The organism is Sinomonas sp. ASV486 (assembly GCF_030908215.1).
Classification (GTDB): domain Bacteria; phylum Actinomycetota; class Actinomycetes; order Actinomycetales; family Micrococcaceae; genus Sinomonas; species Sinomonas puerhi.
This window is the reverse complement of record NZ_JAVFJK010000004.1, coordinates 302,988-317,597: the sequence shown is the minus strand read 5'-3', so window position 1 is coordinate 317,597 and position 14,610 is coordinate 302,988. Positions and strand designations below refer to the sequence as shown.

13 protein-coding genes are annotated in these 14,610 nt (G+C 68.9%); 12 read left to right on the top strand and 1 reads right to left on the bottom strand.

Features of this window, described 5'->3' with window-relative positions:
* Positions 1–6: 6 nt before the first annotated feature.
* A complete protein-coding gene (locus tag RBS60_RS08060; protein WP_307957026.1) occupies positions 7–843 on the bottom strand; it encodes a FadR/GntR family transcriptional regulator in 837 nt (278 codons plus the stop codon).
* A 132-nt stretch (positions 844–975) separates the two neighbouring features.
* Between RBS60_RS08060 and RBS60_RS08055 the strand changes: the two genes are divergently transcribed.
* The 12 genes from RBS60_RS08055 to RBS60_RS08000 all read left to right on the top strand — a co-directional run bounded on the left by RBS60_RS08055 (position 976) and on the right by RBS60_RS08000 (position 14,452).
* Complete coding sequence (locus tag RBS60_RS08055) at positions 976–2,262, top strand: sugar ABC transporter substrate-binding protein (RefSeq protein ID WP_307957025.1); 1,287 nt, start codon at positions 976–978, stop codon at positions 2,260–2,262.
* A 138-nt stretch (positions 2,263–2,400) separates the two neighbouring features.
* Positions 2,401–3,354: a sugar ABC transporter permease gene (locus RBS60_RS08050; protein WP_307957024.1), complete on the top strand. Its 954-nt coding sequence runs from the start codon at positions 2,401–2,403 to the stop codon at positions 3,352–3,354.
* A gap of 1 nt (position 3,355) precedes the next feature.
* Positions 3,356–4,228, top strand: a complete 873-nt coding sequence (locus RBS60_RS08045) for a carbohydrate ABC transporter permease (RefSeq protein WP_307957023.1) — start codon at positions 3,356–3,358, stop codon at positions 4,226–4,228.
* A gap of 3 nt (positions 4,229–4,231) precedes the next feature.
* Positions 4,232–5,377 carry a galactonate dehydratase gene (gene dgoD / locus RBS60_RS08040; RefSeq protein WP_307957022.1) on the top strand — a complete coding sequence of 382 codons (1,146 nt, stop codon included), beginning with the start codon at positions 4,232–4,234 and terminating at the stop codon, positions 5,375–5,377.
* 25 nt (positions 5,378–5,402) lie between these two features.
* The gene (locus RBS60_RS08035) at positions 5,403–6,056 is read left to right on the top strand and encodes a bifunctional 4-hydroxy-2-oxoglutarate aldolase/2-dehydro-3-deoxy-phosphogluconate aldolase (RefSeq protein WP_307957021.1); all 654 of its coding nucleotides are present in this window, start codon (positions 5,403–5,405) and stop codon (positions 6,054–6,056) included.
* Positions 6,053–7,006 (top strand): sugar kinase, encoded by a 954-nt coding sequence (locus RBS60_RS08030; RefSeq protein ID WP_307957020.1) that lies wholly within the window; start codon positions 6,053–6,055, stop codon positions 7,004–7,006. Before RBS60_RS08035 ends, RBS60_RS08030 begins: the two co-directional genes overlap by 4 nt.
* A gap of 95 nt (positions 7,007–7,101) precedes the next feature.
* Positions 7,102–7,713, top strand: coding sequence for a dihydrofolate reductase family protein (locus RBS60_RS08025; RefSeq protein ID WP_307957019.1), 612 nt, complete (start codon positions 7,102–7,104; stop codon positions 7,711–7,713).
* A 128-nt stretch (positions 7,714–7,841) separates the two neighbouring features.
* On the top strand, positions 7,842–8,933 hold the full coding sequence (locus RBS60_RS08020; protein ID WP_307957018.1) for a Gfo/Idh/MocA family oxidoreductase: 1,092 nt from the start codon (positions 7,842–7,844) through the stop codon (positions 8,931–8,933).
* A gap of 255 nt (positions 8,934–9,188) precedes the next feature.
* Positions 9,189–10,712 carry an ABC transporter substrate-binding protein gene (locus tag RBS60_RS08015; RefSeq protein WP_307957017.1) on the top strand — a complete coding sequence of 508 codons (1,524 nt, stop codon included), beginning with the start codon at positions 9,189–9,191 and terminating at the stop codon, positions 10,710–10,712.
* A gap of 73 nt (positions 10,713–10,785) precedes the next feature.
* Positions 10,786–11,727, top strand: coding sequence for an ABC transporter permease (locus tag RBS60_RS08010; RefSeq protein WP_307957016.1), 942 nt, complete (start codon positions 10,786–10,788; stop codon positions 11,725–11,727).
* On the top strand, positions 11,724–13,619 hold the full coding sequence (locus tag RBS60_RS08005; protein ID WP_307957015.1) for a dipeptide/oligopeptide/nickel ABC transporter permease/ATP-binding protein: 1,896 nt from the start codon (positions 11,724–11,726) through the stop codon (positions 13,617–13,619). The genes RBS60_RS08010 and RBS60_RS08005 overlap by 4 nt, the downstream gene beginning before the upstream one ends.
* Positions 13,616–14,452, top strand: coding sequence for an ATP-binding cassette domain-containing protein (locus tag RBS60_RS08000; RefSeq protein ID WP_307957014.1), 837 nt, complete (start codon positions 13,616–13,618; stop codon positions 14,450–14,452). The genes RBS60_RS08005 and RBS60_RS08000 overlap by 4 nt, the downstream gene beginning before the upstream one ends.
* The last annotated feature ends 158 nt before the right edge of the window (positions 14,453–14,610 follow it).

The following is a 14,610-nucleotide window of genomic DNA, read 5'->3' as shown; positions in this document are numbered from 1 at the left end:
TTTCGGTTAAGGCGTGCCCGGCGCCGCGCCGGGGGCGTCCCACATGTGGGCCATCTCCACGAACGACTGCTCCACGATCTTCTCCATCGCCGCCCGCGCGGCCCGGCCGTCGCCGTGCTGGATCGCGACCGCAACGTCCATGTGCCACTCGAGCGCCGCGTGGTCGGGCAGCTGCGGCATGAGGCCGTACTGGACGCGTCCCGCAAGCACTTCCTGGGTGATCTGGTGGAGCGTGGCGATCATCTGGTTCCTGCTCCCGGCCAGCACCGCGTGGTGGAACTCGATGTCGAGTGCGAGGAACTCCTGCTGGCGCCCGGTCTTGCCTGCCGCCCACATGGCCGCCGCGAGACGCACGATCTCGGCGCGCTCGGCGGTATCGGCCCGCTCGGCGGCCAACATCGCCGCAAGGGGCTCGACGGCGTTGCGCAGCTCTGTCAGCTCGCGCAGCTGCGTGAGGCGCGCCGGGGAGGCGAGCTTCCACCGGATCACCTGCGGATTGAACGCGTCCCACCGCGATTCCGGGAGCACCACCGTGCCGACGCGTCGTCGCGCCTCGACGAGGCCCATCGTGGCGAGGACCCGCAGCACCTCCCGCACGAGCGTCCGGGAGACCGCGAACCTCGCCTCGAGCTCGTCGGTGTTCAGGACGCACGACGGCGGGAGCTCGCCCGAGCAGATCTGCCCGCCGAGCGTCTCGAGGATCTCGCTGTGGCGGCGCGATGCTCCGCCGGGCATGGGCTCCGCCGCGGCGGGGGCGAGCGCGGCGGCCGGCACGACGGACGCGGAAGGTGGGTCGCCGCCGTCGTGCGTCGTGTCCTCCTGCAGCTCCGGTGCGTGCCCCATGGAGAGATCATACTGTGACCCGAGCCACTCTTGAATACGTACTACTTATCGCTTAGTGTCCCTGCTGGGATCCGACGTAAAGGGGCGTCGGACGCGGACCGCGGAAGCGGTCCGAGAGATTGGAGATCACCGATGAAGGTTCCATCGTTCATCAAGGTCGCCGCTGTCGCCGCGGTCGCGAGCCTCGGGCTCGCGGCGTGCGGATCGGGCGGCAGCGGCGCAAGCGACAGTTCGGCGCCCCTGCGCGTCACGCTGGCCAACCACGTCTGGACCGAGCAGATCAAGGCCGCCATTCCGGAGTTCGAGAAGCAGACGGGCATCAAGGTCGAGCTCACGCAGCTGGGCGAGGACCAGCTCTCGGACCAGTACAACGTCAAGCTCAACGCCGGCACGGACGAGATCGACGTGATGATGTACCGCCCGCTCCAGGAGGGCAAGCTGTTCGCGAAGAACGGGTACCTCGCGGACCTGACCGGCAACGTCAAGCAGGACTCCTCGTGGGACTGGAGCGACTTCCAGGCCGGTCCGGTCAAGGCCACCACGGCGGACGGCAAGGTGGTGGGGGTCCCGATCATCACCGAGCGCGAGGTCCTCTACTACCGCAAGGACATCCTGCAGTCGGCGGGCGTCGCAGTGCCGAAGACCATGGACGAGCTCAAGGCAGCCGCCGCCAAGATCAAGGCAGCCAACCCGGATACCGCGGGCTTCGTGGCCCGCACCGGCAAGTCCACCGCCGTCACGCAGTTCTCGAGCTTTCTCTACAGCTACGGCGGCGACTTCACCCAGGACGGCAAGGCCTCGGTCAACACGGACGCCGCCAAGAAGGCCTACGCGTTCTACGGCGGCCTCATCAAAGAGAACGGCCCGGCCAACGTCTCAACGGACATGAGCTGGCCCGAGGCCATGGCAATCTTCACGCAGGGCAAGGCCGCCTTCTACACGGAGGCAGACTCGCTCTACAAGAACGCCACCGACCCCGCGAAGTCCAAGGTCGCCGACAAGGTGGGATTTGCGCCGCTCCCCGCCGGCCCGGCGGGCTCGAAGCCGTACAACATCCCATCCTGGGCGCTCGGCGTCAACGATGCCTCCAAGCAGAAGGACAACGCGTGGAAGTTCGTGCAGTGGGCCACGTCCAAGGAGCGGACCCTCGCCGCGCAGAAGGCCGGCGTGCCGGGTGCCCGAACGTCCGTGTGGGCCAGCCCTGAGGGCACGTCCACGTACCCGAAGGACCTCGCCGACGCCATTGCCGTGAGCGCCCAGAACGGTGTGGGCCACGACCGCCCCGAGGTGATCACGGTGGGCAAGGCCCGCGAGATCGTCGGCGCACCGATCGTCTCAGCGATCACCGGCGCCGACTCGGGCAAGGCGGCCGACGACGCCCAGACCGCCTTCTCGACGTTCCTCGGCACGGACAAGTAGCCCGGCGAGAGCACAACGGCACCCCGCCGGGGCGCGCGGCCGACGTCGTGCGCCCCGGCCCCCCGCCACCCCGCACCCTGGCACCCCAGGCCCAACGGGGGCCTACCCACTCTGACCGTCCCTCTGGCGAGGTAATCCATGACTTCCACCACCCTCGAGCCGACCAGCGCGCAGGCAGCGGCGCCGCGGCCCAAGCCCACCTCGGCCTTCTCCGCGTGGGCCAACCGCCACCGCAAGTGGCTCTTCGCGGCCCCCGCCATGATCTTCGTCGCGGTCCTCATCATCTTCCCGCTCGTGTGGACCGCCTGGCTTTCCCTCACCGACTCGCACGGCTCGGTCCGCGCCGCCGCCAAGTTCATCGGGCTGCAGAACTACGCGACCGTCCTGACGGATACCACGCGGTTCTGGCCGGCCGTGGGGCGCACGGTGCTGTTCACCGGCGTCGTCCTTGTGTTCGAGGTGGTCTTCGGCATGTGCATCGCGCTCCTGCTGTGGCGCCCCTTCAAGGGAGAGCGCTGGGTCCGCGTCGCCGTGCTGCTCCCGCTCGTCGCCACCCCGGTGGCCGTGGGCATGATGTGGCGGCTCATCTTCGATCCCAACATCGGGTTCGCGAACCAGGTGATCGGCTGGTTCGGCATCCCGCCCCAGCCGTGGCTCGCGGGCCAGGAGACGGCGCTGTGGACCACGATGTTCATCGACGTGTGGCAATGGACGCCGATGGTCGCGCTCATCCTCCTCGCCGGCCTCACCTCGCTCTCCGAGGAGCCGCAGGAGGCCGCGAAGATCGACGGCGCGAGCACGTGGCAGCGCTTCTGGTTCGTCACGCTCCCGCTCATGATGCCCACCGTGATCGTCGCGATCCTCCTGCGGGGCATCGACGCGCTCAAGACCTTCGACATCCTCTACGCGACCAAGGGCAAGGGCGGCGGCTCGTTCAACGAGGTCGAGACCCTCAACGTCTACGCCTACGGTCTCTCGTTCGACTACAACCAGTACGGTGTCTCCTCGACCGTGCTGATCCTGTTCTTCCTGCTCATCATCGGCGTCATGTGGGCGCTGACGGGCCGCAGGAACAAGAAGAAGGAGGCCTGAGATGGCGCGCACGACGCCGCTCCCCGCCGCGGACGCCCGGCCCGCCACACGCCGTCGGCCGCTCTCGACCCGCGCGTACCCGGCCTTCCGGACGGTGGCCCTCGTGGTCACGGTGGTCGCGCTGCTGCTGCCGCTGATCTGGATGGTCCTGGCCTCGCTCAAGACCAACGTGGACATCTACGACCCGTCCAAGTCGTTCATGTTCGCCCCGACGTTCGAGAACTACGTCAACGTCCTCACCCGGAACAACTACTTCGTGTTCGTGGTGAACAGCTTCTGGGTCGCGTTCGTCTCGACCCTGCTCTCCCTCGTCCTCGGCGTCCCCGCCGCGTACTCGATGAGCAGGTTCACGATGCACCGCTCGGCACTCGTGGTGCTCATGGCCCGCGTGATCCCGGGTGTCTCGCTGCTCGTGCCGTGGTACTACGTGTTCTCCAACCTGCGCATGGTGGGCGGGTTCGAGGTGCTCATCCTGAGCCACATGTTCGTGGCCCTGCCGCTCATCGTGTACATCATGATGGGCTACTTCGACTCGATGCCGCTCGAACTCGAGGAATCGGCCCAGGTGGACGGGCTGACGCCGATCGGGGCGTTCCGGAGGATCACCCTCCCGCTCTCAGTGGCGGGCATGGCGACGGCGGGCATCCTCGCCTTCATCTTCTCGTGGAACAACTTCATGTTCGCGCTCGTGCTCTCGGGCTCGAAGACGAAGACCCTGCCGGTGGCGATCTTCGACTTCGTCTCCTATGCGAGTATCGACTGGGGCGGGCTCATGGCCGCGGCGACGGTCGTGACGCTGCCGATCATGGTCGTTGCGCTCTTCGCGCAGCGCTACATCGTCTCGGGTCTCACCGCCGGTGCGACGAAGGGCTGACGCGTGAAGATCGAACGGATCGAGACGTTCCTCGTCCCACCGCGGTGGCTCTTCGTCCGGATCGAGACCGACACGGGCATCGTGGGGTGGGGCGAAGCCACGTGCGAGGGCCGCTCCGAGACGGTGCGCACCGCCGTCGGCCAGCTCTCCGAGCTCCTGGTCGGGCGGGACCCGCTGCGCATCGAGGACCACTGGCAGGTCCTCACGAAGGGATCGTTCTACCGGGGCGGCCCGATCCTCGCGAGCGCCGTGGCCGGCCTCGACCAGGGGCTGTGGGATATCGCGGGCAAGCACTTCGGTGCGCCCGTCCACCAGCTTCTCGGGGGGCCGGTGCGTGATCGCATCCGCGTGTACGGCTGGGTCGGCGGCGACGAGCCGAACGAGGTCGCCGACGCGATCGTGGCCCAGCTCGAGGTGGGGCTCACCGCGGTCAAGATGAACGCGTCCGGGCGCATGTCCGCCAACGGCAGCGCCGGCGAGCTCGACGGCGTCGTGCGCCGTGTCGCCGCGGCGCGCGAGGTGCTCGGCCCCGACCGCGACGTCGCCGTGGACTTCCACGGCAGATTCACGCTCGCGACGGCGCGACGCGCGGCCTCGCTCCTGGCGGACCTGCACCCGTTCTTCCTCGAGGAGCCAGTGGCCCCGGAGAACTCGCACCTCATCGGAAGGATCGCCGAGTCCACCGCGATCCCCATCGCGACGGGCGAACGACTCTATTCCCGCCAGGAGTTCCTGCCCGTCCTGCAGGCAGGCATCGCCGTCGCACAGCCGGATCTCAGCCACGCGGGAGGCATTACGGAGGTCCGCAAGATCGCCGCGCTCGCCGAGACCTTCGACGTCCAGCTTGCCCCGCACTGCCCCCTCGGGCCCCTCGCGCTCGCGGCCTGCCTGCAGGTGGGCTTTGCGACCCCCAATTACCTGATCCAGGAACAGAGCATCGGCATCCATTACAACCATGGCGCCGAAGTGCTGGACTATGTGGTGGACAAGGAGCCTCTGGCGTTCGTGGACGGCTCCATCGAGCGGCTCACGGGTCCGGGCCTCGGCATCGAGGTGGACGAGGCGGCCGTCCGGGACGCCGACCGGCGAGGCCATGGCTGGCGCGGGCCCGTGTGGCGGCACCCGGATGGATCGTTCGCGGAATGGTGACCAGCTCGGCAATGGAAAGGCACCCATGAGCACCCTCGATACCCCCACCCTCCTCGACGTGATCCGCGCGAGCCGCGTGGTCGCCGTCATCCGCGGGGATTCCGCAGAGCACGCCGCCGACGCCGCGCGGATCCTCTTCCGCGAGGGCATACGGCTCGTCGAGATCGCGCTCACGACGCCGGGCACGCTCGACGCGATCGCGTCCGTCGTCCCCGACGTCCCGGCGGGCTCGTACCTCGGTGCGGGCACCGTGCTCACGCTCGAGGACGTCGACGCAGTAATTGCCGCGGGGGCGACGTTCATCGTGACGCCGGCGGTGACCGAGGCGGTCCCCTACGCCGCCGGGCTGGGTGTTCCCGTCCTCGCGGGCGCGTTCACCGCAACCGAGTCCTATGAGGCGTGGCGGCAGGGCGCCGCGGCGGTCAAGCTCTTCCCCGCCTCCGCTGTGGGCCCCGGCTACCTCAAGGCGCTCACCGAGCCGTTCCCGGACATCCCGTTCCTCGCCGTGGGCGGGATGGGCCTCGAGCAGCTGCCCCAGTACGTCGCCGCAGGTGCGCTCGGGATCGGCGCCGGGGGTCCCCTCGTGGGCAACGGCGCCCGCGGCGGAAGCGCGGACGGGCTCGCCGAGCGGGCGCGGGCCTTCGTCTCGGCCGCGCGGGAGCTCGAGGAGCCGCGGTGACCCGCAGTGCGGGGACAGTTGTGACGTTCGGCGAGGCGCTCGTCTCGGTGCGGTCCGCCGGGCCGCTCGCGATCGGCAGCCCGCTGACCATGCACGCTGCCGGCGCCGAGCTCAATGTCGCTATCGGGCTCGCGAGGCTCGGCCACGCGGCGTCGTGGGGAGGTGTGCTCGGCGACGACGAGCTCGGCGAGTTCCTCCTCCGCAGCCTTGCCGCCGAGCGCGTTGACGCCTCGCGCGTGCGCCGCGACGTGCTGCCCACGGGCGTGATGTTCCTCGAGGCGCGCACGCCCGACGTGTCCCGCGTGTTCTACCATCGCAAGGGCTCGGCGGGCGCCCAGCTCACCCCGCACGACGTTGACCGGCTCCTCGACCGCGACCCGGCCTGGCTGCATCTCACGGGCATCACGCCTGCGCTCTCGGAGGGGGCCCGCGCAGCGGTCCTGCACGCTGCCGAGACGTGCCGACGTCGATCGGTGCCGTTCTCCGTGGACGTGAACTTCCGCTCGAAGCTGTGGAGTGCACCGGAAGCGGCCGAGGTGCTGCCGCGGCTCATCGAGGGGGCAGAGGTGGTCATCGGATCCCCGGAGGAGCTCGTGCTCGTGGCGCCCGAGGGGAAGACCGTCGAGGCGGCGGCGGCCGAGCTGCTGCCCAGGGGGGTCGGCGAGGTGGTGGCCAAGCTCGGCGCTGCCGGTGCCGGTGCGTACACCGCACAGGGGCTGTTCACGGCGCCTGCGTTTCCCGTGAGGGCCGTGGACACCGTGGGCGCGGGTGACGCGTTCACCGCCGGGTACCTCTCCGCGCGGCTGGACGGCGAGGATGTAGCCGGGCGCCTGCGCCGCGGCAATCTCCTGGGCGCTTTCGCCGTGGGGCAGCTCGGCGACTGGGAGGGACTCCCTCGCCGCGACGAGCTCGGGCTGCTGGATCTCGGGCAGGGAGAGACGCACCGCTGAGGCCGCGGCTCCTGCCGCCCCGCGGCAGTGCGTGCGATCCGCGGCAACCTGCTACCGTGACGGGTGTCACGTGCAACTGCTTCCTGGGGATGCTGATGTCCGATACCACCTGCCACATGTCGATCTCGCTCGACGGCTTCGTTGCCGGACCCGAGCAGAGCCGGGAGAATCCGCTGGGCAAACGCGGCGGCGAGCTGCACGGGTGGCATATGGGCGACCCGCGCGCCAGCGAGGCCGACAGCACAGCGACGGGATGGCTCATGCGCCGGCGCGGCGCGTACGTCATGGGGCGGAACATGTTCGGGCCGATCCGCGGCGAGTGGACCGAGCCCTGGGACGGATGGTGGGGACCCGAGCCGCCGTACCACGCCCCGGTCTTCGTGCTCACTCACCATGCCCGCGAACCGATCGAGATGGAGGGCGGGACCACCTTCCACTTCGTCACCGGGGGCTTCGACGCCGCCTACGCGCAAGCGCTCGAAGCGGCTGACGGGAACGGCGTGGACATCGCCGGCGGCGCTTCAACCGTCCGACAGGCACTCAACGCCGGCGTGATCGACGAACTCGCCCTCGACATCGCACCCGTCCTGCTCGGCAGCGGCGAGCGGATGTTCGACGGCGTCGCGACCTTCGGCTTCGAGCCCGTCGAGGTGCTCCACTCGCCGCTGGCCACCCACATCCGCTACCGCCGAGCCAGCCAGGGCTGAGCAGAGCCTACCGGAGCGCGATCCCGCAGTCGGAGGGGAGTCCTCTTCCGGGAGGTCCGCTCTGCATCGGCGCGCAACCTCTTGGCAAGCGGTTGCCTGTTCGGGACCCGCGTCACTAGCGTGGGTTCATGCCCGTCTCCGTGCCGCCGTCTCGGCCTTCCGCATCGTCCCCTGAGCCCGGACCCCTCTGTGCCGCGGTGGTGGGTTGCGGCGACATCTCGGCCCAGCACTTCGCCGCGATCGGGGGCCTCGCGGCACAGGGGACCGCGAGGCTGGCCGCCGTCGTCGACCTCGACCCGCAGCGGCGAGGGGCCGCGGCGGGTGCGCACGGCGTGCCGGGGTACGAAACCCTCGGCGAGGCGCTCGCGGGAGGAGGCATCGACGTCGTGCATCTGTGCACCCCGCACAGCGAGCACGTCCCGCTCGCCCTCGAGGCCCTCGCCGCCGGCGTCCACGTCCTGACCGAGAAGCCCGTGGCCCATACCCTCGGCGACGCCGAGCGGCTCATCGCCGCAGCCCGTACGGCGTTCAGCGAGGGGGGCACCCAGCTCGGCGTGTGCTTCCAGAACCGGTACAACGCGCCGGTCGTCGCCATGCGCAGCCTGCTCGAGGGCGGCACCCTCGGCGCGGTCACGGGCGCGGAGGCGACGGTCATGTGGCACCGCCCGGCAGCGTACTACGGGGCGAAGCCGTGGCGCAGCACGTGGGCCGGCAGTGGCGGGGGTCTGCTGATGAATCAGGCGATCCACACGCTCGACCTGCTCCAGTGGCTCGTCGGCCCGGCCACTGTTGTGGGCGGCGGCGCATCGACGCGCACCCTCGCGGACACGATCGAGGTTGAGGACACCGCGGACATCTTCCTGGACCATGCGCGTGGCTCCGACGGCTCGCCGGTGCGCAGCGCCTTCTTCGCCACGAATGCCAATGGACGCAACGCTCCCGTGACGCTGCACATCCAGACCGAGGCCGCCGAACTGAGGCTCCGCGGAGCCCTCTCGGTTCAGTACGCGGACGGACGCCTCGACACCGTCGAGGAGGCCGGTGCGCTGCCAGGCGAACGCTCGTACTGGGGCGCCTCGCACCGGCTGCTCGTCGCGGACTTCTACCGCGCCGTGCGCTCCGGCGAGCGATTCTGGATCGGGGCCGAGGAAGCCTCCGAGTCCCTGCGGCTCATCAAGGACGTGTACTCGCGTTCATACTCGGCGGGGGAGTGGGTCTAGCTTCTTCGCGTAGGCGCACGACGGCGCGGGCTGGCTCTGGCTGGCATGTCGCCCATCGGGTGGGCCCGGTGGACTGCCAGCATGGGCTCGACTGTGCCCCGTGACGAAGACATTACGACATCGGAAGGCAAGATTTGGCAAGCGTTGGCCAATGGCAATCGACTGCCAATACGGTGGATTGAGACCGGTTGTGATCGCTCTCACACAGTGATGTGGGGGTCGCCGGGCACCGCACCCTTCCGAAGGAGCTTGACAATGAAGTTACGCGTGAGCGCCGCGGCCGTGGTGGCCGCAGCAACCCTTGCCCTGACCGCCTGCGGCAGCGGTACCGGTGCCGCCAGTGGACAGGCCGCGGGTCCCCAGCCCCTGACCCTGGGCATCCTCACCGACATCCGTTCGTGGGACTCGTCCCAGGCACACGTGGGCCACCTGCTGCAGCCGTACCAGTTCTCGTATGACTCGCTGCTCCTGCGTGAGCCGGACGGCAAGCTCAGCCCGATGCTCGCCACGAAGTGGCAGTACAACGCCGACAACACCGTCCTCACGATGGACCTGCGCACGGACGTGACCTTCAGCGACGGGACGAAGTTCGATGCGCCCGCGGTCAAGGCGAACATGGACAACTTCAAGAAGGCCAACGGTCCGCAGATGCAGCAGCTCTCGGCAGTCAAGGAAGTCAAGGCCCTCGACCCGGCCAAGGTCGAGATCGACCTGTCCAAGCCGGACCCCTCGCTCGAGTACTACATGAGCCAGGCCGCGGGGCTCATGGAGAGCCCCAAGGCGATCGGGACGCCTGAGGTCAAGACCGGTCCAGTGGGCAGCGGCCCCTACATCATGGACAAGGCCACGTCGGTTGCCGGATCCCAGTACGTCTTCACGGCGAACCCGAACTACTGGAACAAGAACCTCCAGAAGTTCTCGAAGGTCACCCTCAAGTACCTCCAGGACCCCACCGCCCGCGTCAACGCGATTGTCTCTGGCCAGGTCGACGGAACCCTCCTTGACCCGAAGACGGGCAAGCAGGCCGACGGCGCGGGCCTGAAGCTCGTGACCAACCAGGTGGACTGGGCGGGGCTCCTGTTCTTCGACCGCAACGGCGAGGTCAACAAGCCGCTCGGCGACGTCCGGGTACGCCAGGCGATCAACTACGCCATCGACCGCAAGCAGCTCCTGGACACGATCATGTTCGGTCAGGGCACACCGACCGCCCAGGTCTTCGGCCTGGCAAGCGGCGCATCCGTGGACACCCTCGACAATGCCTACCCGTACGACCCGCAGAAGGCCAAGGCGCTGCTGAAGGAAGCCGGCTTTGAGACCGGCGTCACGATCGAAGTTCCGACCCTTCCGGGGTCCGAGGCGCTCCTCGCAGCCGTCAAGCAGCAGCTCAGCGAGGTCGGTGTCACGTTCAACGCCGGTGCCGCACTCCCGACCACCTACACGTCGGACATCGCGGCCAAGAAGTTCCCGGCGATGTACTTCCAGCTGTTCCAGGGTGAGCCGTGGGTGGCGATCAACCAGATGATCTCCACCAAGGCCCTGTACAACCCGTTCAAGACGACGACGCCCGAGCTGCAGGCGAAGATCGACGCCGTCGAGACCGCCGGCAAGGATGCCGGCAAGGCTGCCCAGGAGGTCGACAAGTACGTCACGGACAACGCCTGGTTCGCGCCCTTCTACCGCGTCAACCAGATGTACTACGTCAACTCCAAGAAGGTCACGGTGACGCCGCAGATCCAGCAGGCCGTTCCGTCGATCTACAACTACGCCCCGGCCAAGTAGCCACGACGGCGGTGGCCGGGATCCCGGCCCCGGCGACCGCCGCCAATCCAGCACTCACTCCCGGAGCAACCCCATGATCCCCTTCATCCTCAAACGCCTTGTCAGTGGCCTCATCGTCCTGCTGACGGTCTCAGTCCTCACGTTCGTCCTGCTCTACTTCTCGAGCGGCAGCATCGCCCGCAATATCGTGGGCGATCAGGCCACGCCCGAGCAGGTGGCCGCCAAGGCTCACGAGCTCGGCCTCGACGAGCCCCTCGCTGCGCGGTACTTCTCGTGGCTCGGGAACGCCCTCCAGGGCGACCTCGGGACCTCGTGGTTCACGTCCGAGCCGGTCGCCCATGCAATCGGCAACCGCCTCCCGATCACGATGACCATGGTGTTCGTCGCCATGGCCTTCATCGCCGTCATCGCCGCACTCATCGGCGTCGCCGCCGCGGTCAAGCGCGGCTGGGTGGACCGCGTCGTTCAGGTGGGCGCCGTCCTCGGCGATGCGATCCCCGGGTTCGTCATCGGCATCATCCTCGTGACGTTCCTCGCGATCAAGCTTCAGCTGTTCCCTGCCACGAGCACCATCGCGCCCGACGCCGGCGTGGACGCCTGGGTCGCGTCCCTCACCCTGCCTGTCCTGGCCCTCGTCCTCAACGGAGTCACGGGAGGGGCGCAGCAAATCCGCTCCGCGGTCATCAAGCAGCTCGAGCGCGACTACGTCCGTACGCTGCGCTCGCGCGGCATCGGCGAGGGGGAGATCCTCTTCAAGCACGTGCTCCGCAGCGCCGCCCCGGCGGGCCTGACTGTCCTGAGCCTCCAGCTCATCGGCATGCTCGGGGGCGTCCTCATCATCGAGACGATCTTCGCCCTTCCGGGTCTCGGCCCTATGGCCGTCTCCTCGACGAGCCTCGGCGACCTCCCCGTCGTCATGGGCGTCGTGATGTACACGGTCGTCGTGGTGATCATCGTCAATCTCGTCGTCGACCTGCTCAACGGCTGGCTCAACCCCAAGGTGCGTGTCTCATGACCACACAGGCCACATCCCCCGCAACGGGGCAGAACGGCACGGTCGTGCGTTCCAACGTGTTCCTGCGCCTGCTCAAGAACCCCCTCGGCGTGACCGCGACCGTGATCCTCCTGGCGATGCTCGTGCTCGCGGTCTTCGCGCCCGTCATCGCGCCCTTCGACCAGAACTACGCGAACCTCGCCAAACCGATGGCCATGCCCGACGGCGTCAACATCCTCGGGACCGACAGCGCAGGCCGCGACATCTTCAGCAGGCTCACGTACGGCGCCCAGCCGACGCTGCTCTCGGCGCTCCTGTGCGCCGCGGTTGCCATCGCGATCGGTCTGCCGACGGGCCTCCTCGCCGGCTACTACGGCGGATTCTTCGACACCGCCAGCAACTGGGTCGTCTCGATCCTCATGAGCCTGCCCGGACTCATCGTCCTCCTCACGATCCGCGCCGCCTTCGGGCCCAGCGTGTGGACCGCGATGATCGCGTTCGGCATCCTCATCAGCCCGAGCTACTTCCGCCTCACGCGCTCCGCGGTGCAGTCGGTCCGCAACGAGCTCTACGTCGACGCCGCGCGCGTCGCCGGTCTCTCGGACGCGAGCATCATCGGCCGCCACATCTTCTCCGTCGTGCGCGCGCCGATCATCATCCAGACCGCCGCCGTGTGTGGCATCGCGATCGCGATCCAGTCCGGCCTCGAGTTCCTCGGCCTCGGCGACCCGTCCAAGGCCACATGGGGCGTCATGCTCAACGACGGCTTCAAGAACGTCTACCTCGCGCCGCAGGTCCTGCTCTGGCCCGCCCTCGCGATGGCCCTGACCATCGGCGCCCTCGTGCTCCTCGGCAACGCGATCCGCGACGCGCTCGAGGATGCGGACAAGGCCAGCGGGAAGAAGGCCGCGGCCGCATCGGCAGCAGTCATCGGCGCAGCCCTCGGTTCCGCGACGAGCGCGGCCATGGGCGCGACGTCGGGCGCGGACGTGATCCCGCACCAGGCCAAGGTGCGCCCGGTCGCGAAGTCTCGACCGGTCGCAGGCACGCCTGCAGTCGCGGAAGGCACGGAGCACCACCTCGTGAAGGTGACCCACCTCGGCGTCGGCTATCCGCAGGCGGACGGGACGGTCAAGAAGGTGGTCGACGACGTCTCGTTCCACGTCGACCGCGGCGAGATCGTGGGCATCGTGGGCGAGTCGGGCTCCGGCAAGTCGCAGACCGCGTTCTCGATCCTCGGCCTCCTGCCGGACAACGCCCGCATCGTGGCCGGCACCATCCAGTTCGACGGCGCGTACACCGTCGCTCCCGCGGACGACCGGGTGGACGAGGACCGGGTCAGTCGACTGAGGGGCAAGCGGATTGCGTATATCCCGCAGGAGCCCATGAGCAACCTGGATCCGGCCTTCACGGTCGGCTACCAGCTCGTGACGCCCATGGTCCGCGTCCTCAAGATCACCAAGGCGGAGGCCAAGGCCCGCGCGCTCAAGCTGCTCGCCGACGTCGGCATCCCGAACCCCGATCGCACCTTCGCCGCGTACCCGCATGAGGTCTCCGGCGGCATGGCCCAGCGTGTCCTCATCGCCGGCGCGATGAGCTGCGAGCCGGACCTCATCATCGCCGACGAGCCGACGACGGCGCTCGACGTCACGGTCCAGGCTGAGGTCCTCGACCTCCTGCGCGAGCTCCAAGGCCGGCTCGGCATGGGCATGGTCCTCGTGACCCACAACTTCGGGGTCGTGGCCGACCTCTGCGACCGCGTGGTCGTGATGCAGAACGGCCGCCTCGTCGAGGAGGGTCCCGTCCGTGACATCCTGCGCTCTCCCAAGGAGCCGTACACGCAGATGCTCCTTGCCTCGATGCTCGAGGGCAAGGAGCCCAGGACCCAGCTGACGAAGGTGGCCGCCCGATGAGCGAGCAGAAGCTCTTGAACGTCGACGGGCTCGTCGTCGAGTACCCCGGCAAGGGATTCCGGGCCAAGGCGTTCCGCGCGCTCAAGGGCGTGAGCATCGAGATCGGCGCGGGGGAGACCCTCGGTCTTGTCGGCGAGTCCGGCTCGGGCAAGACGACGCTCGGCCGTGCCCTCCTCGGCCTGGCCCCGGTCACGGGCGGCAAGGTCCTCTTCGAGGGCAGGGACATCGGGCACGCTTCCCGGGCAGAGCGTCGACGGCTGTCGCGCGACATCCAGGTCGTGTTCCAGGATCCGTACACATCGCTCAACCCCGCCATGACCATCGGTGACATCCTCGCCGAGCCGCTCAAGGTGCAGGGCAAGAACGATACCGACGCCCGCGCACGCATCCGGGAGCTGCTCGACCACGTGAACCTGCCGGTCGATGCCATCTACCGCCTCCCGCGCGAATTCTCGGGCGGCCAGCGCCAGCGCGTCGCGATCGCGCGGGCCCTCGCGCTCGCGCCGAAGCTCATCGTGTGTGACGAGCCGGTCTCCGCCCTCGACCTCTCGACCCAGGCCCGCGTTCTGGACCTGTTCCTGCAGATCCAGCAGGACACCGGGGTCTCCTACCTGTTCGTCTCTCACGACCTCGACGTGGTCCGCCACATCAGCGACCGGGTCGCGGTCATGTACCACGGGGAGATCGTTGAGCAGGGCGACGCCGAGCAGGTCACCCGGGATCCGCGGCATCCCTACACGCAGCGGCTCCTGCTCGCCTCTCCCGTTCCGGACCCGGACCGGCAGGCCGAGCGACGCGCTCAGCGGAAGGCGCTGCTCGCCGTCGGCAGCTAGCCGTAGGGTCCGGGAGGTCCGGCGAGGTCGGGCGCACGACGGCGGGTGGGAGCCTTCGCGGTCCCGCCTGCCGTCGTCGTGGCAACCAAATGGCAAACGGTTTCCATGTGATGCCGTCGGGGATACGGTGGAACGATGCGTGTGATGCCGCGCACCGC